This window comes from Collinsella aerofaciens (assembly GCF_015557435.1).
In the GTDB taxonomy this organism is placed as follows: domain Bacteria; phylum Actinomycetota; class Coriobacteriia; order Coriobacteriales; family Coriobacteriaceae; genus Collinsella; species Collinsella aerofaciens_Z.
In genome coordinates, this window is record NZ_JADNOH010000021.1 from 1 (window position 1) to 18520 (window position 18520).

19 protein-coding genes and 1 tRNA gene are annotated in these 18520 nt (G+C 63.2%); 1 reads left to right on the top strand and 19 read right to left on the bottom strand.

Features of this window, described 5'->3' with window-relative positions; translation table 11 throughout:
• A partial coding sequence (locus I2G43_RS01795; RefSeq protein ID WP_229071473.1) for a DUF6273 domain-containing protein occupies nucleotides 1-753 on the top strand: 753 nt, incomplete at its 5' end.
• A gap of 505 nt (nucleotides 754-1258) precedes the next feature.
• On the opposite strand, the gene I2G43_RS01800 is transcribed toward I2G43_RS01795, so the two are convergent.
• From I2G43_RS01800 to I2G43_RS01890, 19 genes are all read right to left on the bottom strand, one after another.
• Nucleotides 1259-1335, bottom strand: a tRNA-Pro gene (locus I2G43_RS01800).
• Between the two features lie 80 nt (nucleotides 1336-1415).
• Nucleotides 1416-2627 carry a bifunctional phosphopantothenoylcysteine decarboxylase/phosphopantothenate--cysteine ligase CoaBC gene (gene coaBC / locus I2G43_RS01805; RefSeq protein ID WP_195534874.1) on the bottom strand — a complete coding sequence of 404 codons (1212 nt, stop codon included), beginning with the start codon at nucleotides 2625-2627 and terminating at the stop codon, nucleotides 1416-1418.
• A gap of 3 nt (nucleotides 2628-2630) precedes the next feature.
• A complete protein-coding gene (locus I2G43_RS01810; protein ID WP_195534875.1) occupies nucleotides 2631-3350 on the bottom strand; it encodes a zinc ribbon domain-containing protein in 720 nt (239 codons plus the stop codon).
• Complete coding sequence (locus I2G43_RS01815) at nucleotides 3347-4156, bottom strand: Nif3-like dinuclear metal center hexameric protein (RefSeq protein WP_195534876.1); 810 nt, start codon at nucleotides 4154-4156, stop codon at nucleotides 3347-3349. The genes I2G43_RS01810 and I2G43_RS01815 overlap by 4 nt, the downstream gene beginning before the upstream one ends.
• Entirely contained in the window at nucleotides 4153-5331 is a 1179-nt protein-coding gene (locus I2G43_RS01820) for a cysteine desulfurase family protein (RefSeq protein ID WP_195534877.1), read from the bottom strand. The genes I2G43_RS01815 and I2G43_RS01820 overlap by 4 nt, the downstream gene beginning before the upstream one ends.
• 6 nt (nucleotides 5332-5337) lie before the next feature.
• Entirely contained in the window at nucleotides 5338-6009 is a 672-nt protein-coding gene (gene rpe, locus I2G43_RS01825; protein ID WP_195534878.1) for a ribulose-phosphate 3-epimerase, read from the bottom strand.
• Nucleotides 6010-6027: 18 nt separating this feature from the next.
• Complete coding sequence (locus I2G43_RS01830) at nucleotides 6028-7035, bottom strand: NAD(P)H-dependent glycerol-3-phosphate dehydrogenase (RefSeq protein WP_195534879.1); 1008 nt, start codon at nucleotides 7033-7035, stop codon at nucleotides 6028-6030.
• A 9-nt stretch (nucleotides 7036-7044) separates the two neighbouring features.
• On the bottom strand, nucleotides 7045-7728 hold the full coding sequence (gene plsY / locus I2G43_RS01835) for a glycerol-3-phosphate 1-O-acyltransferase PlsY (RefSeq protein ID WP_195534880.1): 684 nt from the start codon (nucleotides 7726-7728) through the stop codon (nucleotides 7045-7047).
• Complete coding sequence (gene der, locus I2G43_RS01840) at nucleotides 7721-9055, bottom strand: ribosome biogenesis GTPase Der (protein WP_195534881.1); 1335 nt, start codon at nucleotides 9053-9055, stop codon at nucleotides 7721-7723. The genes plsY and der overlap by 8 nt, the downstream gene beginning before the upstream one ends.
• Nucleotides 9056-9065: 10 nt before the next feature.
• A complete protein-coding gene (locus I2G43_RS01845; protein WP_195534882.1) occupies nucleotides 9066-10508 on the bottom strand; it encodes a DUF512 domain-containing protein in 1443 nt (480 codons plus the stop codon).
• A gap of 2 nt (nucleotides 10509-10510) precedes the next feature.
• On the bottom strand, nucleotides 10511-11410 hold the full coding sequence (locus tag I2G43_RS01850) for a 4-hydroxy-3-methylbut-2-enyl diphosphate reductase (RefSeq protein WP_195534883.1): 900 nt from the start codon (nucleotides 11408-11410) through the stop codon (nucleotides 10511-10513).
• A gap of 2 nt (nucleotides 11411-11412) precedes the next feature.
• On the bottom strand, nucleotides 11413-12141 hold the full coding sequence (locus tag I2G43_RS01855; RefSeq protein WP_195534884.1) for a lysophospholipid acyltransferase family protein: 729 nt from the start codon (nucleotides 12139-12141) through the stop codon (nucleotides 11413-11415).
• A 3-nt stretch (nucleotides 12142-12144) separates the two neighbouring features.
• A complete protein-coding gene (gene cmk / locus I2G43_RS01860) occupies nucleotides 12145-12831 on the bottom strand; it encodes a (d)CMP kinase (protein ID WP_195534885.1) in 687 nt (228 codons plus the stop codon).
• Nucleotides 12832-12897: 66 nt separating this feature from the next.
• Nucleotides 12898-13860 carry a pseudouridine synthase gene (locus tag I2G43_RS01865; RefSeq protein ID WP_195534886.1) on the bottom strand — a complete coding sequence of 321 codons (963 nt, stop codon included), beginning with the start codon at nucleotides 13858-13860 and terminating at the stop codon, nucleotides 12898-12900.
• On the bottom strand, nucleotides 13847-14575 hold the full coding sequence (scpB, locus tag I2G43_RS01870) for an SMC-Scp complex subunit ScpB (RefSeq protein WP_195534887.1): 729 nt from the start codon (nucleotides 14573-14575) through the stop codon (nucleotides 13847-13849). The genes I2G43_RS01865 and scpB overlap by 14 nt, the downstream gene beginning before the upstream one ends.
• A gap of 11 nt (nucleotides 14576-14586) precedes the next feature.
• Nucleotides 14587-15396 (bottom strand): segregation and condensation protein A, encoded by an 810-nt coding sequence (locus tag I2G43_RS01875; protein ID WP_195534888.1) that lies wholly within the window; start codon nucleotides 15394-15396, stop codon nucleotides 14587-14589.
• An 84-nt stretch (nucleotides 15397-15480) separates the two neighbouring features.
• Nucleotides 15481-16164: a site-2 protease family protein gene (locus I2G43_RS01880; protein ID WP_195534889.1), complete on the bottom strand. Its 684-nt coding sequence runs from the start codon at nucleotides 16162-16164 to the stop codon at nucleotides 15481-15483.
• A gap of 9 nt (nucleotides 16165-16173) precedes the next feature.
• Complete coding sequence (locus I2G43_RS01885; protein ID WP_164473297.1) at nucleotides 16174-16470, bottom strand: hypothetical protein; 297 nt, start codon at nucleotides 16468-16470, stop codon at nucleotides 16174-16176.
• Nucleotides 16457-18490: an ABC-F family ATP-binding cassette domain-containing protein gene (locus I2G43_RS01890; RefSeq protein WP_195534890.1), complete on the bottom strand. Its 2034-nt coding sequence runs from the start codon at nucleotides 18488-18490 to the stop codon at nucleotides 16457-16459. Before I2G43_RS01890 ends, I2G43_RS01885 begins: the two co-directional genes overlap by 14 nt.
• Between the last annotated feature and the right edge of the window lie 30 nt (nucleotides 18491-18520).

Here is an 18520-nt window from a genome sequence, read left to right on the forward strand (position 1 = left end):
GATTCCGCGACCGTCCAGGCGGCCGTCGCCAAGGACGCGAAGGACTGGACGCTCGAGGAGCAGAAAGCGGTTGCCGAGGACATCGCCTCCAAGGGCGAGGCATCGCCGGCGTACGCCAAGGCAAAGGCCGCGATGGATGCGGGAACGAAGTTCTCGATGAAGCTGACGGACGGACAGACGCTCGAGTACCGTATCATCGGCATCAACCACGACGACTTGGCCGACGGCACCGGCAAGGCGGGACTGACGTTCCTCACCACCTCGACGGATATTTCGTCCCGCATGAACGCCATGAAAACCAGCGATGGCGGATGGGAGGCATCCGAACTCCGTGCGAAGATGAATTCGGGCGAGATCTGGAACCTGATGCCCGCCGATTTCCAATCCAAGGTTAAATCGGTTAGGAAGCTCACGAACAACGTCGGCGGCGGTAACGCGAACAAGAATGCCGCCGTGACGGCTACCTCCGACAAGCTGTTTCTGCTCAGCTACTCCGAGATCGTCCCCACCTCCTATTGGGCTTCCGACTACCCCTGGAGCTCCTCCGAGGGAACCCAGTACGAGGCCTTCAAGGGCAAGGTGATGAATAGCTATTCGGACAACCCTGCCATTGCCAGTGGCAGCTATTGGTGGGAACGTTCGGTGCGTCCGGACCACTCTACGTTCTTCCTCCGTGTCCACGCCGGCGGCGATCCGGCGATCAGTGACAATGCGACGGTCTCGAATTGCGTCCGCCCCGCCTGGTGCTTCTAGCCTCAGCTGTTAAGCCCGCACAGGCTGTGCGGGCTTTTCTTTTGGCAACCAAACGAACGATTCTCGTCTTGAAGCATAGTTGTCGGGTTGAGGTGAAATGGGGTCATACAGCGGCTCTCAGAGCGCCCGTCGCACTCCCCCGCCATTACCCCTGCGGCGTCCTCGTATAGAGCCCATCCCGCTTGGCGTTTCGTTGCAGCAGCCCACTTGTCCACCGATCAAGTGAACTACTGGAATAAATACAGCGACACGCTTGTTCACTATAGTCGCTATATCTGTGTAAATCGCCGCGATAAATACAGCCCGTACTCGGCTGTATACCAGCTACGCGTATGTAGATTCACATCGCGTTAATAAATCGGCTCAAGCGCGTGCAAAACGCGCAAGTAGCCGCAAAAGGCGATTATCGCGTAGGTAGATTTTTGGCACCCTGTTGATTAATCAAAATTAAGCAATTGCTTAAAACAAAAAAGGTCAGGCACTAGGTGCCTGACCTGCAAACTTCTGGTCGGGACGACTGGATTCGAACCAGCGACCCCTTGACCCCCAGTCAAGTGCGCTACCAAGCTGCGCCACGTCCCGAAGCTTTTGTTTGTTGCTCTGCTCTCGCTCGCAACAGGGAGTATATTAACCCGAAACTTTAGACTTGTGCAAGAACTTTTTTACAATTTTTGAAGCAAGTCCAAAATTGTATCTGCGAGCTGGGGTTTTGTTAGTACGGGAAGTTCTTGCGTACCCGTTGTGCTCACAATCCAGGCCTTGTTGGTGTCGGTCCCAAAGCCCGAATCGGTGCGTGAGACATCGTTGGCGATTATTACATCGCACCCCTTGCGGGCCAATTTGCGCTCTGCGTACTCGACAACGTTATCGGTCTCGGCCGCAAATCCGATCACGCATCGCTCGCCCTTCTGGCGCGAGAGCTCGGCCAAAATATCGACCGTCTCGACCAGTTCGATGCGATCCAGGCGCTCGTTGGCCTTTTTGAGCTTATGGTCCGCAGGGGCCGCGGGGGTGTAGTCGGCGACGGCGGCCGCACAAATTGCCGCATCGGCCGTCTGGAAGGCGCTCAGGGCCGCCTGGAGCATCTCTGCGGCGGTCTGCACGCGCACGCACTCCACGCCGCAGGGCACATCGAGTGATGTCGGTCCCAACACGAGCGTGACCGCAGCGCCGCGGCGTGCGGCCTCCCCCGCCAGGGCGATGCCCATCTTGCCCGAAGAGCGGTTGCCAATGAATCGCACGGGGTCGATCGGCTCGTGCGTGGGACCGGCGGTAATTACGATGCGCTTACCCGCCAGGTCCTGTGGCGCGGGGTTGAGCACCTCACAGACAGCCTCTACGATGTCCTCGGGCTCGCTCATGCGTCCCGTGTCCACGTCGCCGCAGGCAAGGTAGCCGCTGCCCGGACCCACCACATGGACACCGCGCTCGCGCAGCGTGGCCATGTTGGCCTGCGTCGCCGGCGCCTTCCACATGCCGTTGTTCATAGCGGGTGCGATCACGATGGGTCGCGGCGTCGCAAGCAGCGTGGTGGAGATGAGGTCATCGGCGACGCCGTTGGCCATCTTGGCGATGATATTGGCCGTCGCGGGCGCCACGACCACCAGATCGGGCTCCTGCGCCAGCGAAATGTGGTGGATGGGGTCGGAGGGATCGTCGAATAGGCCCACCGCGACCGGCTCATTGGTGAGTGCGCGGAAGGTAAGCGGCCCCACAAACTCGGTGGCATGCTCGCTCATAACGACCTTGACGCGCGCGCCGCGCTTTTGCAGCAGGCGCACGATATTGCACGACTTATAGGCGGCGATCCCGCCGGTAATGCCCAGCAGGATCGTATTTCCCTCAAGTTGTATTGAATTGTTGGGTGCCGCCATCGTTTAAGCTTCCTTGCTCGGGAGCACCAGGAGGCGGTGGCAGTACGGGCAGTGCGTAATCTCGCTACCGTCGTGGTTGAGGTCGCTCATGGACGATGCCTGCAGCGCGGTGTGACAGACCGTGGGGATGTTGCCCTGGATGGTCTCGACGGCCAGGCCGCGGAACTGCTTGAGCAGACGCTCGTAGTCGGTGAGCACGTCGGCCGGCAGCGTGGCAGCAAGCGCGGTGCGCTCTTTAGTGGCGGCGTCAATCTGAGCCTGAAGGTCGGCAGCCTTGGCGCGGGCGGCCTTGGTATCGGCCTTCACGCCCTCCTCGAACTTGGCGATGATTGCCTGCGCGCGGGCCTCGCGCTCGAGCGCCTCCTTATGGGCGACAACGACGTCCTTGCGGGTGTGCTCAATCTTGTCCAGACGCTTGGCCAGGGTGGCGAGTTCATTCTCCAGGTCCTGAACCTCGCGGTAGTCGGAGCCGTCGACATGGCGCTTCTTGGCAGCCTCGATGGCGTTGTTGGTCTGAATCTCGGTGGTGTTGAGATCGTCGAGCTCAATGTCCAGATCCTTGCGCTGGGCGTAGAGCTTGGTCATCTCGGACTTGAGCTTCACATAGGTCTTGCGCTTGGAAGCGAGCTCCTTGAGCTCCGGCATATTGGCAAGTTCGCTCTTGTTGCGGGCGAGCTCCAAATCGATCTGTTGCAGCTTGAGTAGCGTAGCGCCGGCGCTCATAAGTTCTCTCCTTTTGTCACAGTCCACCATTGGCAAGGGTTCAGTATTTTAATCGCATGACGGGGGTCGACCCCGGCGTCAACTGCAGAGTTCATCAATATATCAACGAACGGCTCCTCAGAGCGGTCGTGGCCGAGCAAGATCACCGACAGCCCGCGCAAGGCAAGGTCTTGCGCCACGTGGTAGCCCGCCTCGCCCGTCACGACAACATCTGCGCCTGCGGCGATGGCGAGCTCTCCAAAGTCGCCCAGGGAGCCGCCCAAAATAGCGACGGTTCGGCACGCGTGCTCGGCTTCGCCCCACACACGCGGGTCGCTGCCAAATGCCGTGGCGGCACGGGCGGCGAGATCGCGCAGGCTACAGGGGTTGTTGAGGGTCGCGAGTGCACCCAGGCCGGTGGACTCGGGGTCGTCCACGTGCTCCAGTGAGCTCACGGGTGCGGCACCCAGCAGCTCGCTCAGGCAGACGCGGGCTTCGTGCGAGCGGTCCAGGTTGGTGTGGAGCGAAATGATGCTCACGCCGCAACGCGCTGCCTCGTAGAGTGCCGCGCTGCACTGGGGGCGTGCGGCATCAGCTGGGCAAAACGCCTCGGGCGCCTTGATGTATATGGGATGATGCGTCAGCAGAACGTTGGCACCGGCTTCTTGTGCACGGCGAACATTTGCCTCGGTGGCATCGAGCGCGCAGGCAACGCCGGTAATCTCGGCAGCGGGATCGCCAACGGAGAGACCTACGTGATCCCAGCCCTCGGCGTCCGCCTTGGGGTAGCGCGCCAGCAGCGCACGTTCAAACTCGGCGACGATCATGCGGCACCCACGATCGAGAGCAGCGTCTGGGCAAAGTCGTCCAGGTCGGCAGGGTTCACACGGTCATCAAACGAGATACGCAGAGCGCCCAATGCCTGCTCGCGACCAATGCCCATGGCGCTGAGAACATGGCTCGGGTCCATGCTGCCGCTCGAGCAGGCAGAGCCGGCCGAAACCTCAAAGCCGGCGGCGTCGAGCTTGACGATGAGCTCCTCGGAGTCCATGCCGTCGACGTAGATCGAAACCATACCCGGCAGACGGTCGACCTGCTCGTAGTCGCCCATGGTGGCATGAATGCGTGGATGGGCCGTAAGCGTGGCGTAGAGTTTGTCGGAAAGGGCTTGCAGCTTTTCGCGCTCCTGAGCCACTTGGGGCACCAGCGTGCGGGCAGCAACGGCAAAGGCTAGCTGCGTGCGCAGGTCCTGCGTGCCGGCGCGACGTCCGGCTTCCTGTCCGCCGCCAAAGATGCGGGGGCGCAGTGGCGTGCGGGTCTTAACGTAGAGCGCGCCGGATGCCACAGGACCGCCAATTTTGTGGGCCGCGACGGACATAGCATCGACGCCCAGCTCGGTGACATCGAGTGGAATGTGCAGATAGCCCTGGATAGCATCGGTGTGGAACACTGCGCCCACGGTATGAGCGGCCGAGGCAAGCTCGCGGATGGGCTGCACCACGCCGGTCTCGTTGTTGGCGACCATAATGCTCACGAGCGACACGTCGTCGCTCAGCAAGTCGCTCAGCGTGGCAGGCTCAATGTAGCCCGCGCGGCAGGGCTGCACCAGGTCGACGGTAAAGCCGGCGGCACGCAGCAGCGGCAGGTTGTCCAGAATCGAATCGTGCTCGATGGCCGAAACGATTACACGATCGCGCTTGCGATCGCGCTGACGAGCGCCCTCGGCAAGACCGAGCAGCGCCAGCTGGTTGGCTTCGGTGCCGCCGTTGGTCAGGACAATCTCGGACGGGCGGACGCGCGCGCCAAAGCTGCGGGCAATCTCGCGACGTGCAACCTCCAGACGCGCGGCGGCTTTGCGGCCAAGCGAGTGTAGCGAGTTGGGGTTGACGCCGGCAAGCTCGCTGTCGTCGTACTCGCGCTGCGCAAGGAGCGCCTCGGCGCGCATGGGCGTCGAGGCGGCATAGTCAAGATTAACGGGTATGCGGTTTTGACCTGGGGTCATAAGGGTTTATGCCTCCTGTGCGGCCTCGTTGCCCAGCTTCTGCAGCAGCGCAACCTCGGCAGCGGGATCTTGGGACTTAAATACGGCGGAGCCGGCCACCAGGACATCGGCACCGGCCTTGACGACCTCGGCGATGTTTTTGGAAGAGATGCCGCCGTCGACCTCGATCATGGGCGACACGCCGTGGCGCTCGCACATGGCTTTGAGCTCGTGGAGCTTGGCGATGGTGCCCGGGATAAAGCTCTGGCCGCCAAAGCCGGGGTTCACGCTCATCAGCAGCACCATATCGACGACGTCGATGATGCTCTCGAGCACGCACACGGGGGTGGCGGGGTTGAGCACCACACCGGCCTTGACGCCGCGCTGCTGAAGATGCGTGAGCGTGCGGTGCAGGTGCGTGGAGGCCTCATAGTGCACGGTGATCATGTCGGCACCGGCGTCGGCGTACCAATCGACCGTCTCGTCGGGGTTCGATACCATCAGGTGCGCGTCGACCGGCACGTCGGTGGAGCGCTTGACGGCCTTGAGGACGTCAACGCCAAAGGTGAGGTTGCCGGTAAAATGACCGTCCATAACGTCAAAGTGCACGTAATCGGCGCCAGCGATCTTGTCGAGCTCGCCCTTGAGGTTGGCCATGTCGGCCGAAAGGACGGACGGAGCGATTTTGATGGAACCCATGGTAGTAGCCTTTCTGCGCTAGTCGTTGAGTCCGTAGAACTCTTGAGAGGGGACGCGGTCGGTAAGAATCTCGAGCGCTCTATCCAAAGTAACACCGTTGTAGAGCGTTTGCTCCACGGCAAAGGTGAGCGGAATGTCTACGCCCAGTGAACGGGCAAGCTCGCTGACGCTGCGGGCCGCGACGGCGCCCTCAACCACCATATGCGTGCGCGTCTGATACTCGTCGAGCGACACGCCGTGGGCAAACTCGTAGCCAAAGGTGCGGTTGCGCGAGTGCTCCGAGGTGCAGGTGGCAATGAGGTCGCCCATGCCGGCAAGTCCCATGCAGGTCATAGCTTGACCGCCGCGGGCATGCACCAGACGGCTAATCTCGGCCAGGCCGCGCGTCATGATGAGGGCGAGCGTGTTGTCGCCGGCACCGGTGCCGGCGGAGATGCCGCACACGATGGCGATGACATTTTTCATGGCGCCGCAGACCTCGACACCGGTCATGTCTTGCGACAGATAGATGCGGAAGGCCGTGGACAGGAGCAGGTCCTTAAAGGTCTCCCCTATCTGCGGATGTTCGCTGGCGATGACGGCGGCAGAAAGCCCGCCGCGGCAGATCTCCTCGGCATGGTTGGGGCCCGAGAGCGCCGCCACGCGCGCCTCGTTGCCGATCTCGCTGGCGATGACCTCGCTCATGAGCAGGCCGGACTCGGGCTCAATGCCCTTGGTGAGGCACAGGACCGGAGTTTCGGCATCGATATACGGCGCTGCCTGATGGCACACGTCGCGCAAGTGCGTGGAGGGCACGGCAAAGATGATCGCATCGGCACCGTCGAGCGCCTGAGTGAGCTCGGTCGTTGCTTCCACGTTGTCAGGCAGCTCGTATCCCACCAGATAGCGCGGGTTACGGTGCTCGGCGTTAATGCCGGCGGCCGTCTGCTCGCTGTGGGCCCACATGGTCACGCGCTCGGCTCGCGCGGCGGCAAGGCCGGCGACGGCGGTTCCCCAGGAGCCGGAGCCAATCAGCGCAACATTCATGACTTTCTCCTACTTATCGTCGGGCACGGTGACGCGCTTGGTAAACGAGAGCTTGGACTCCTTACCGGCCATGAGCTTTTGGATATTCGAGCGATGGGCCCACACCACGGTGATGCCGATCATCGCCATGCAAAACTTGAGGCCCAGGCTGCTATACGGAAAGACCGCGCAGGCAGCGATGGGAAGACCGATGGCGGCGGCAAGCGAGCCCACCGACACGTACTTGGTGATGGCGACGGCCACGATAAACATGCCCAGCAGTGACAAGCCAATGGGCCAGTACCAGGCAAGGATTACGCCCAAGCCTACGGCGATGCCCTTGCCGCCGTGGAAGTTGAGGTAGGGCGAGAAGATGTGGCCCCACACAGCAGCCAGGCAGATGACACCGAGCATCCAGTCGCCGGCCGCGCCGGGAGCCATGATGCTCACGGGGAAGCCATAGCCCACGCTCGCGATGAGCGGGCGCGCGATGATGACACAGATGGCGCCCTTAAGGCAGTCGAGCAGCAGCGTGAGCGCGGCGACCTTGGGGCCGGCCACGCGCAGCGCGTTGGTGGTACCGATGTTTCCGGATCCCGCCTTGCGAATGTCAGTGTGGTTGAACACGCGGCCCAAGATCAAGCCAAAGGGAATCGCTCCGATAAAGAACGAGACCACGGCGCAGATGGCGGTCAGAAGAATCGGATTATGCATCCTTTTGCTCCTTCTTCCTAAAGAAGAGTCGAATGGGCGTACCGGCGAAGTCGAAGGTCGAGCGCATGCGGTTCTCCACGTAACGCTGGTAGGTGTCATTGACCAGGTCGCTGTGGTTGACGAAGAACGTGAACGTCGGCGGGTTGACGCCCGTCTGGGTCACGTAGTGCATGCGCAGGCGGCGCTTGCCGTCCACCACGGTATGACCGAACTCGCGCAGGTCGGTGAGGAACGTGTTGAGGCGCGAGGTGCTGATCTTTTGCGAGCGCGTCTTCTCGGCGGCATCGACCATCGCCCAGATCTTCTCGACGCTGCGGCCGGTCAGAGCCGAGATGCGCAGGTACTGGGCCCAGGGAGCCATGACGCCCAGACGGCGGTCGATGGTCTCCATGCAGGCCTCGCGCTTACGGTCGTCGTCGAGCAGATCCCACTTGTTGAGCAGCACCACGATGGCGCAGCCGCGCTCGATGGCCAAGCCCATGACCTTCTGGTCCTGCTCGGTAACACCCACGGAGGCGTCGACGACGAGCAGCGCCACGTCGGCGCGGTCGATGGCACGCAGGCCGCGGACCATGGAGTAGTACTCGATGTTCTCGTACACGGTGCTCTTCTTGCGAATGCCCGCGGTGTCGACCATGCGGTAGTGCTTGCCGTTGCACTCGACGACGGTGTCGATGGCATCGCGCGTGGTGCCGGCAATGTTCGACACGATGGAGCGGTCGGCTCCCAGGATGCGGTTGAACAGCGACGACTTACCGGCGTTGGGGCGGCCGATGATAGCGACGTTCAGCGCGTCGGGGAATTCATCGGCGACCTCGTCCTCTTCCTCGGGGAGCAGGGCCACGATATCGTCGAGCAGGTCGCCCGTGCCATGTCCGTGCAGGGCCGACAGCGGCGTGGGCTCACCGATGCCGAGCGAATAGAACTCCCAGATGCTGTCGTTCTCGCGATCGGGGTTATCGAGCTTGTTCACCAACAGAAAGACCGGCTTGTCGCAGCGCTTGAGCATGCGAGCGACCGACTCGTCCTCTTCGGTGACTCCGGTGCGGCCGTCGACCACAAATAGGATGACGGCGGCTTCCTCGGCGGCGGCGAGCGCCTGATCGCGGATGGACGTGGCAAACACGTCATCGCTCTTGAGCGGCTCGATGCCGCCCGTGTCGACGATGGTGAACTCGCGGCCGTTCCAATCGGCCGTGTGATACGAACGGTCGCGCGTGACGCCGCGGGACTCGTGGACGATGGCGTCCGAGGTCTGGGCCAGGCGGTTAACGAGCGTGGACTTGCCCACGTTGGGGCGTCCGACGACGGCGACGATAGGTTTCATCTGCTCTCCTTTAATGGATAGGGTCAGCGGTATTAGTAGAGTCGGCAGGCACAATGCCAAGGATGTGCTCCAGGGTATCGAGCAGCTCATGCGGCATGGTCGACACCACATGAACCTCGGCGCCGCGACTGGTAAGGCTTGCGAGTAAATCGTCACGATGATACTCGTCAAGCGTCATGCCGTCAGCGTTGAACATGAGCTTAGGCACAAAGAGCATAACCCCCGACAGGTCTTGCGGCAGCTGCTCCAGGATATCGCTCGCGACGATGAGGCCGGTCACGTCCACGTTGCCGCCAAAGTAGCGGTTCTTGATGGCCATGACGGTGCCGGAAAGGCCCTGTGGAGACTCCACGAAGCGCGCCACGGTATCGCGTGCGCTGGCGCCCGAGAGACATACCAGGCGCTGGTTGCGGGCGGTCATAGCCTTGCGAACGCGGGCAAGGCGCTCGGCGTCGGCGGCAAGGACATCGTCTGTCTCGTCCAGATACGAGCGGATCATGCCGATGCCGTCGTAGTACTGCGGGTAGCCGTCGTAGAAATCGGCCTCGGGCGGCTCGATGCCGGCGTCCAGGTAGAATTCGTCGCTCATCTGAAAGGTGTGGCGACCAAAGCGCTCGTACGCGCGGTCCTGGAAGGGCCGGATCATGGCGATGGTCTCGCGCGCCAGCTCGGGCTTGTCGCTGTAGGACCACGTAAAGCGGTTCTGATGCTTGGTAAAGCCCAGCGGCACAATGCCCAGGCTCGTGATCTGTTCGTGCTCCTCGCAAAAGCGCAGGGTCTTCAGCAGTTCCTCGCCGTCGTTTATGCCAGGGCACAAAACGATCTGCGCGTGAATCTCGATGCCGGCGGCCATGATGGCCTCGAGCACGTCCATGCCGCGCTGGGCGTTGCGGCCCATCATGCGGCGGCGAACATCGGGGCTCACGGCGTGGACCGACACGTTCATCGGACTCATGTTGCGATCGATGACGTTTTGCACGTCCTCGTCGGAAAGGTTGGTCAGCGTGACAAAGTTGCCCTGCAAAAAGCTCAGGCGATAGTCGTCGTCGCGAATGTAGAGCGTGGAGCGGCCGCCCTTGGGCAGCATGGTCATAAAGCAGAACACGCAGGCGTTGACGCAGGTACGCATGCCGTCAAAGATGGGGCCGTCGAACTCCAGGCCCCAGTCCTCGCCCGGGAAGCGGTCAAGCTCGACGGGGGTGACGGTGCCGTCGCGCGGGTCGAAAACCTCCAACTCGACGGTGTCGTCGTCTGCTTCCCAGAGCCACACGATCATATCGGTTAGCTGCTCGCCGTTGACCTTGAGCACACGCATGCCCGGCTCGATACCCACATCCCATGCGGGCGATTCGGGACGCACGTTCTTTACGAGCGCGCCCTCACCCGGCTCGGGGTCGCGGCTGCGCCCGTAATCGGCCACCTCGGCGGCGTATGCGGGTACGGTCTGGTCCATGATTAGCGGCAAAGCTCCTTGATGCGCGCAACGGCGCGTTCGATGTGTTCTTGCGGGGTGGAGGCTCCGGCGGTGATGCCGATGTGGCGCGCACTGGCAAACCATGCGGCCTCGAGCTCGGAAGCTTCCTCGATGTAATGCGTGTGCTCGCAGACGTCGGCGCAGATTTGCGCCAGGCGACGGGTGTTGCCCGAATTTTTGCCGCCCACGACGACCATGCAATCACAGCGGTTGGCAAGCGACGCGGCTGCCTGCTGCCGTTCGCTCGTGGCGGCGCAGATGGTGTTGATCACGCGCAGTTCCTGCACACGCGGGGTGATGGAGGCCACAACCTCGGCCAGGTTCTGCGCGGTTTGGGTGGTCTGCACAACCAGGCCCACCTTGCCCTTGAGCCGCAGCGCGTCAGCATCGGCGGCGCAGCTCACGACTTGAGCGTCATCACCAGCGTGGCCCAGAATGCCCTCGACCTCGGGGTGGCCCGGCTCGCCCACGACGATCACGCGGTAGCCCTCGCGCACCAGGCGCTCGGCCGCCACATGAACCTTCTTCACGTAGGGGCAGGTGGCATCGACCACGGTAAGGCCGCGCTCGCGAGCGGCGTCGATGACCTGCGGCACCACGCCGTGGGCGCGGATGATTACAGTGCCCGACGCGGCGTCGTCCAAGGTGTCGGCCAGACCAACGCCTGCCTCGGCGAGCTCGCGCACCACGATGGGATTATGGATGAGCGGACCCAGGGTGTGGACCTGAGCGTTCTCCCCCGCCTGCGGCGCGGCGGCCAGCGCCATGTCGAGCGCGCGCTGTACGCCGTAGCAGGTGCCGGCGTGGGCAGCGATCTCGATGGTGGGCGCGGTTGCCTGGTCGAACGCAGTCGCAGCGGTGTTCTTGACTTCCACGCCCATGGTTAGAACCTTCCCGGGTGCTCGGCGCACAGGTCATCGCGCATGGCGTAGACACGATTCATGGCTTCGGACTCAAACCATGCCAGGCGCTCCTTGCGCTTGAGCTCGGCCGGTGCGTCGGAAAGCGAGATGGCCTTGCCGGCACGGATCCAGCATTTCTTGGGACGCATGAGTTTTTTGCCTTCGGGCGTAATGTCGGACCACCCACAGATGGCGAGCGGGTTGACGGGCGCCTTGCCCATCTGGGCAATGAGCGCAAAGCCGCCGTGGACCTCGGGCTTGATCTCGCGCGAGCGGATGCGCGTGCCCTCGGGGAAGATCAAGACGTCCTCGCCGCGCTGTAGTGCGTGCTGGGCGGCACGCAGACACTTCATGTCAGCGGTGCCGCGCTCGACAGGAATGCCGCCTACGCGGCTAAAGGCCCAGCGCACAATCTTGGTTTTGGCGAACTCGGACTTAAAGATGGGGCGAATGCGGCGGCCGCCAAAGAACAGCGCCGTCTCTACAGCCAGGAGCTCGGCCATCGAGGTGTGGTTGCAGATGACCACGCTGCCGCGGCCTTCCTGGCGCTCAAACAGCAGATTGGCATCCTCGACCTTCCAGCGCCACATGAGCTTGGAGAAAGCCCAAAGGATTGCCATGACCACGAAGACGGTGCCGCGGATGAGCGCCGGGAACTCGGCGTACGGGGCGTTGTAGTAATCCTCGGGCGTCTGTTTAAACAGGCGCATGGGCTACCTCCTTTGGTTAATGAGGTCCTCGATTATCGAGACGACCTCGTCGATGGTGTGGGCGGTGGAGTCGACGTGCACGGCGTCCTCGGCGGGCACGAGCGGTGCGACCTCGCGGCTGCTGTCGAGTTTGTCGCGCTGCTTGAGTGCGTCGAGGGTCTCGTCGACCTCGGCCTCGAGCTGATCTTCGGAGAGCGGCTGAGCGTCGTTTTGGTGGCGCTGCAGCACGCGGCGACGGGCACGCTCGCGCGGGTCGGCGGTTAGGAACACCTTGACCTGCGCGTTGGGGAACACGACGGTGCCGATGTCGCGACCCTCGGCGACGATGTCGCGGTTCTCGGCGGCGCGGCGCTGGTGGATGAGCATGGCCGCGCGCACGCCCGGGTAGGCCGAGACCTTGGAGACGTTGGCGTCCACCTGCGGGGTGCGAATGGCAGCCGAGGCATCCTGGCCGTCGATGGTCAGGCGCGTGTCCTCGCCGGTGCCGTTGGTAAAGCGAATATCGATCTGCTCGGCGAGGGCGTCGATGGCCGCTTCGTCGTCCAGGTCGACGCCGCGGTCGAGCGCGGCGAAGGTGACGGCGCGATACATGGCGCCCGTGTCGAGCTTGTTAAAGCCCAGCTGGCGGGCGATCTCCTTGGCGATGGTGGACTTGCCGGAACCGGCGGGGCCGTCGATGGCGACGATCATGCAATGCTTCCTTTCGGTGGTTAACGTGCTGGTATGGTTCGCGGGCGTTGAGGCGCGGCGGGTTGTCTAGCCCGTGTAGCGCTCGCGGTAGGTGTTGCGCTTGGGCGCGGAGCCGTGGCTGCCGTGATGGCGCGTGCGACTCGCGGTGTTGGTCACTGGCGCGCCGGCGTGTTTGGCGCTCGCCTGCTTGGGAGGGATACCACCGCTTTTGAGAATCTGCACCTCGCGGTCGGTGAGCTCGCGCCACGAGCCCTTGGCCACGTCCTTGAGCTCCAGGCCGGCAAAGTTACAGCGGTGCAGGCGGATCACTGGATGGTGGATCTTGCTCAGCATGCGTTTGACCTGGTTCTTGCGGCCCTCGCGGATGATGACCTCCACGGCGGTGGTGCCGGGCTTTACGCCTTGCGGAGCCACGGCCTCGGCCTCGCGCGCGGTAATGACGCGGCAGATTGCCGGCTGGCACAGGCCGTCGTCGAGCTCGATGCCGCGACGCAGCGGTGTAAGATCGCGGTCGGACAGTTCGCCGTCCACGAGCGCCTGGTAGGTCTTGTAGACGTGCTTGCTGGGGTGCAGCAGATCCTGCGACAGATCGCCGTCGGTGGTAAAGAGCAAAAGGCCCGTGGTGTCGCGGTCCAGGCGACCCACCGGGAAGAGCCCCGGAAAGCGGTCGCGCGGGACCAGCTCGGCCACGCAGGGGCGCTCCTGCGGATCGCTCATGGTGGTGAGGTAGCCGGTCGGCTTGTAGAGCATCAGGTACACGGCGCCCTGGTTGAGCTTGACGGGCATGCCATCAACCTCGATGTTGTCGCGGTCGACGTCGACCTTGGTGCCCAGTTCGGTCGCGACCTGACCGTTGACGGTCACGCGGCCTGCGGTCATCAGGTCCTCCGAGCCGCGGCGGCTCGCCACGCCCGCGCGTGCCAAAAAGCGCTGCAGGCGCATCGTGTGCGGGTAGACGGGCTGGGCGTCGCCTGCGGGCGTTGTGGCGCCTGCGGCGCGCGTCACCTCTGCTTCGTTAGTCCTCGTCATGCATGTCCTCCGAGGTATCGTCGACAACCAGGGTATCCTCGTCCTCGACTGCCTCAACATCTTCAACATCGGTATCGATCAGTTCGCGCTCTTCGTCCAGATCTTCGGCCTGCTCCTCGAGCGTGGACTGAATGCTGCGGCCGCTCAGGCGCTCGCGGATAAACTGGCGCGACTGCTCGTCGGGGGCAAACTGCTCCAGATCGGGCAGGTCGCGAGTGGAGCGAAGGCCGAACTTTTCCAAGAAGGCGTTGGTCGTACCGTAGATGATGGCCTGACCGCGCTCGGGGTCGCGGCCGAGCTCGCGCACCAGGCCCTTGTCAACAAGCGACGCGATGACGCCGTCGGAGTTGACGCCGCGGATGCCCTTGACCACCTCACGCGTGACGGGTTGGTGATAGGCGATGACGGCCAGGGTCTCGAGCGCCGCCTGCGACAGTTTTTGCGTGTCCCAGCTCAGCACGTAGGCCTCGACCACGTCGTGGTAGGCAGGGTGCGTAAACAGACGCCAGCCGCCGGCGACCTCGCGCAGCTGAAAGCCGCGATTGGCCTCCTCATATTCAACCTTGAGCTCGGCCAAAAGCGACGCGCACTCGCCGGGGGCGATATCCAGTGCACCTGCCAGCGCAGGTGCACTCACGGGGTCGCTCGACACCAGCAGCAGCGCCTCGAGGGCGCCTTTGAGGCTGTTGGCCTCCAGCGTGGAAAGGTTTGACATGGTTGCCGCTCCTATTCAGTGAGCTCGGGGCCCTCGCCGGGCACATAGGCCTCGGCGCCCTCGACGCGGTTGATTTGAATGGTTCCAAAGATCTCGTCCTGGCTCAGCGTGAGCGAGCCGCGTTTGGCGAGCTCGAGCATGGCAAGGAAGGTGACGACGAGCTGCTCAGTCGTGGCGTCGCCGTCCAGCAGCTCGCGGAAGGTGCAGGTTTGGTGCGCCATGGTAAAGCGGTCGACCGAGGCCACCGTCAGATCGAGCGGCACGCGATGCGGCGCCACGTGCTCGGCCTCCAGCAGGAAGGTCTGGCGCTTGCCGTCCAGGTCGGCACAGATGACGGCCAGGCCGCGCAGGGTAATGCCGGCCAGGTAGTCGGGCATAAGGCCTAGGAATTCGGGGTCGGGGCCGGCAACGCGCGGATGCATGCGGCTCTCGGCCTGCATGCGCGCGCCAAGGGCCGCCGCCGCGCCCTTAAATTGCTTGTAGGCAATCAGGCGCTGGATCAGGACCTCGCGCAGGGCGTCGCCGTCGAGCGCGCTGAGCTCCTCGAGGTCTTCATCGTCCTCGTCATCGTCGACGGTTTTGCTGGGGGTCTCCTGGGGCACCAGCGAGGCGGCCTTAATGTCCAAAAGGGTTGCCGCGACCAGCAAAAAGTCGCTCGCCACGTCCAGGTCCAACGCCTCGATGCGCTCGACCTCGGCCAGGTATTGCTCGGCCACCTCGCTAATGGAGATGGCGCCGATATCAACTTTTTGGCGGGTTACCAGCTGCAGCAGCAGGTCGAACGGTCCGCTGTAGACCTGCGTCGACACGCGATACGACATCTTCGACCTCCTTTGACGGCGCCTTCGCGGCGCGGTTTGGGTGCATGTTGCGACCGTTTTGCACGGCCGACCTGTAAGTTTACCTTAGATGCCGGCGATTGCGAAGTTGAGCAGCCACTCGGCGAGCGGATACACGGTAACGTCGAAATAGCGGCCGATCAAGTCGATGCCGGTCCACATGGGTAGCAGGTACAGCACCAGGATGAGGATGGGCATGGCGTATTGCTGCAGTCGGTAGTAGTTGGCGAGCGCCTTGCCTTTGAGGAATGGGACGATGATCGACGAGCCGTCGAGCGGCGGGATCGGGATGAGGTTAAAGAACGCGAGTGACAAGTTGACCACGATAAACGTGGCACCGAAGTTCATGATCTGTGACGCTACGGCAAAGGACATGCTTGCGTAGAGGTTGCCATACGCTGCGCGCATGAGGGCGGCCGCGAGGCACGCGAGCGCGATGTTCGATGCGGGGCCGGCCGCGCTCACCAGGACCTCGTCGCGCTTGGGCTGCTTGAGGTTGTTGAGGTAGACGGGCACGGGCTTGGCGAAGGCGAATACCGGGCCGCCGGCCGCGAGCATAAGCAGCGGCAGGAGGATGGTGCCAAACGGGTCGATGTGGTTGAGCGGGTTGAGCGAGACACGGCCGCGCGAACGGGCCGTCTTGTCGCCAAGTGCCCAGGCCGCGGCGGCGTGCGCGCTCTCGTGGATCACGATTCCCACGATGACGGCAACGGCGCTGGCGAGCAGGTTCATGAAGTAGCTGCTGGACATGGCGCTCCCCTAGCGGACGCGGCGCGAGGCACGCGTGAGCAGGTAGTCGGCCACAAACAAAATGACGGCCACGATGGCGTAATCCAAGCGGAACACACCGCCAAAAGGCGACGTGATGACGCCGTAGCCGGCAATGGCGCTCGGCAGGGCGCGCGAGAGCTCGACGACAAAGCCGACGATCTGCAACTTAGCGGTGAGGCCGCTAAAGCACAATAGCACGGTCATCGCGCTCATAAAGATGCCGCAGATGCGACAGGCGATGGCGATGATGCTCATCGCCACGGCAGCGGCCTTACGAGAGTTCACGCGCGGTCTCCTCTTCGATCTGGGTGGAAAGCTCGAGCCATTCGTCCTCGAGCTTGGGCAGCTCTTGCTTAAGGCCGTTATATTCCCCCAGCGCGGCGTTGAACTTGTCCTGATCGGCATAAAGCTCTTCGCTTGCCATCAATTCCATAAGCTCGTCATAGCGGGCGCGCTTTTTGTCAAGCTCGGTCTCGATCTTCTTGAGCTGGTTGCGCACGCCCTTGAGCTTTTTGTTAAGCGCGGCGCGGGCCTGGGCCTCGGCGCGCTTTTGCTCCTTGGTCTTTTTGCCCTCGGCAGGCTTAGGTGCCGCGGCGGGGGTGTCGGCCTGGGCGGCGGTGACCTTAGCGGACTTGGCCGCCGCAGGCACGCTCTCCGTGGACGCCTCGGCGGCGGCGCGGGCCGCGAGGTCCTCGCGCTTGTAGAGGTAGTAGTCGTAGTCGCCGTCGTAGACCGTGACCTTGCCGTCGCGAATGTCGATGACGCGGTTGGCCACGGCGCGCACCAGGTGCTCGTCGTGGCTGATCAGCACGATGGTGCCGGGGAAGTTTTGCAGGGCGCTCTCGAGCATGTCCACCGAGTCGATGTCCAGGTGGTTGGTGGGCTCGTCCAGGCACAGGAGTGCCTCGGGGGCAACGAGCATCTTGGCCAGGGCCAGACGCGCCTTTTCGCCGCCAGAGAGGACGCGGACCTGCTTTTCGATTGAGTCGTTGTCGCTAAACAGGAAGGCGCCCAACAGGCTGCGCTGCTGCGGCACGGTCCACTTGGGCGTGACGGTGTCGATCTCTTGCAGGACGGTGTTGGACTCGGTCATGCCCTCGAGCGCGTGCTGGGCGTAATAGGCTACACCCACGTTGGTGCCCAAGTCGCGCGTGCCAGTGGTTGGCGGCTCCAAGCCGGCGATGATCTTCATGAGGGTGGACTTGCCGGCGCCGTTGGGGCCGACGAGCGCCACGTGCTCGCCGCGGTAGAGCTTGATGTCGATATCGCTGTAAATGTGCTTGTCGCCGTAGGACTTGGAGACGCCCTCCAGGCCCACGACCATGTCGCCCGAGCGCGGCGGGTCGGGGAACTTAAAGTCGATGTGCTTGTGGCCCTCGGGCAGGATGACGAGCTCCTTTTTGATCTGCTCGATCTTGCGGATGCGCTCCTGGGCCTGCGCGGCTTTGGTGGGCTTGTAGCGGAACTTGTCGACGAAGACCTGCATATGGGCGATGTCTCGCTCCTGGGCAGCGCGCTTGGCGCGCATCTGCTCCAGGTTGTCCTCGCGCTGCTTAAGGTAGCTGCTGTAGTTGCCGGTGTAGGTGGTCACGCGGCGGTTCTCGAGCGCGGCCACGTGGTCGACGCAGGCGTCCATGAAGGCGCGGTCGTGGCTGACGATGAGGACGGCGCCGTCATAGTTGGCGATAAAGCCGCGAAGCCATTGGACGCTCTCGAGGTCCAGGTGATTGGTGGGCTCGTCCAGCAGCAGCAGGTCGGGGTGGCGCAGGAAAAGCTTTGCCAGCGCGATACGCATCTGCCAGCCGCCGGAGAACTCGGAGCACGGGCGCTCAAAGTCAGTGACCTTAAAGCCCAGGCCGGACAGGATCTTGCGGGCGTTGCTCTCGAGCTCGTAGCCGCCCAGGTGTTCAAAGCGGTCTTGGACCTGGCCGTACTCGTTAAGGAGTGCGTCGACGTCCTTGCCCTGCTCGGAGAGCTCGGTGATCTGGGCCTGCAGCTCGTTGGCGCGCTCGCCCATGCGGCGGATTTCCTTGGCGGCGGCCATGACCTCGGCGAGGATGGTGGTGTCCTTTTGCTCTAGGTTGGTTTCTTGCTCTAGATAGCCCACGTGGCAGTCCTTGGCGTACTGGACCTGGCCGGCATCTGGACTGTCGATGCCCATGATGATTTTGAGCATGGTGGTTTTGCCGGCGCCGTTGGGTCCCACGAGCGCAAAGCGTTCGCCGGGGTTGATCTGGAAGGACGCGCCGCTAAAGAGGACGCGCGCGCCGAAGCTTTTTTCGATCTTGTCGACCAGGAGGATCATGGTGCCGCCTTTGACCTTGTGTGCCTATAT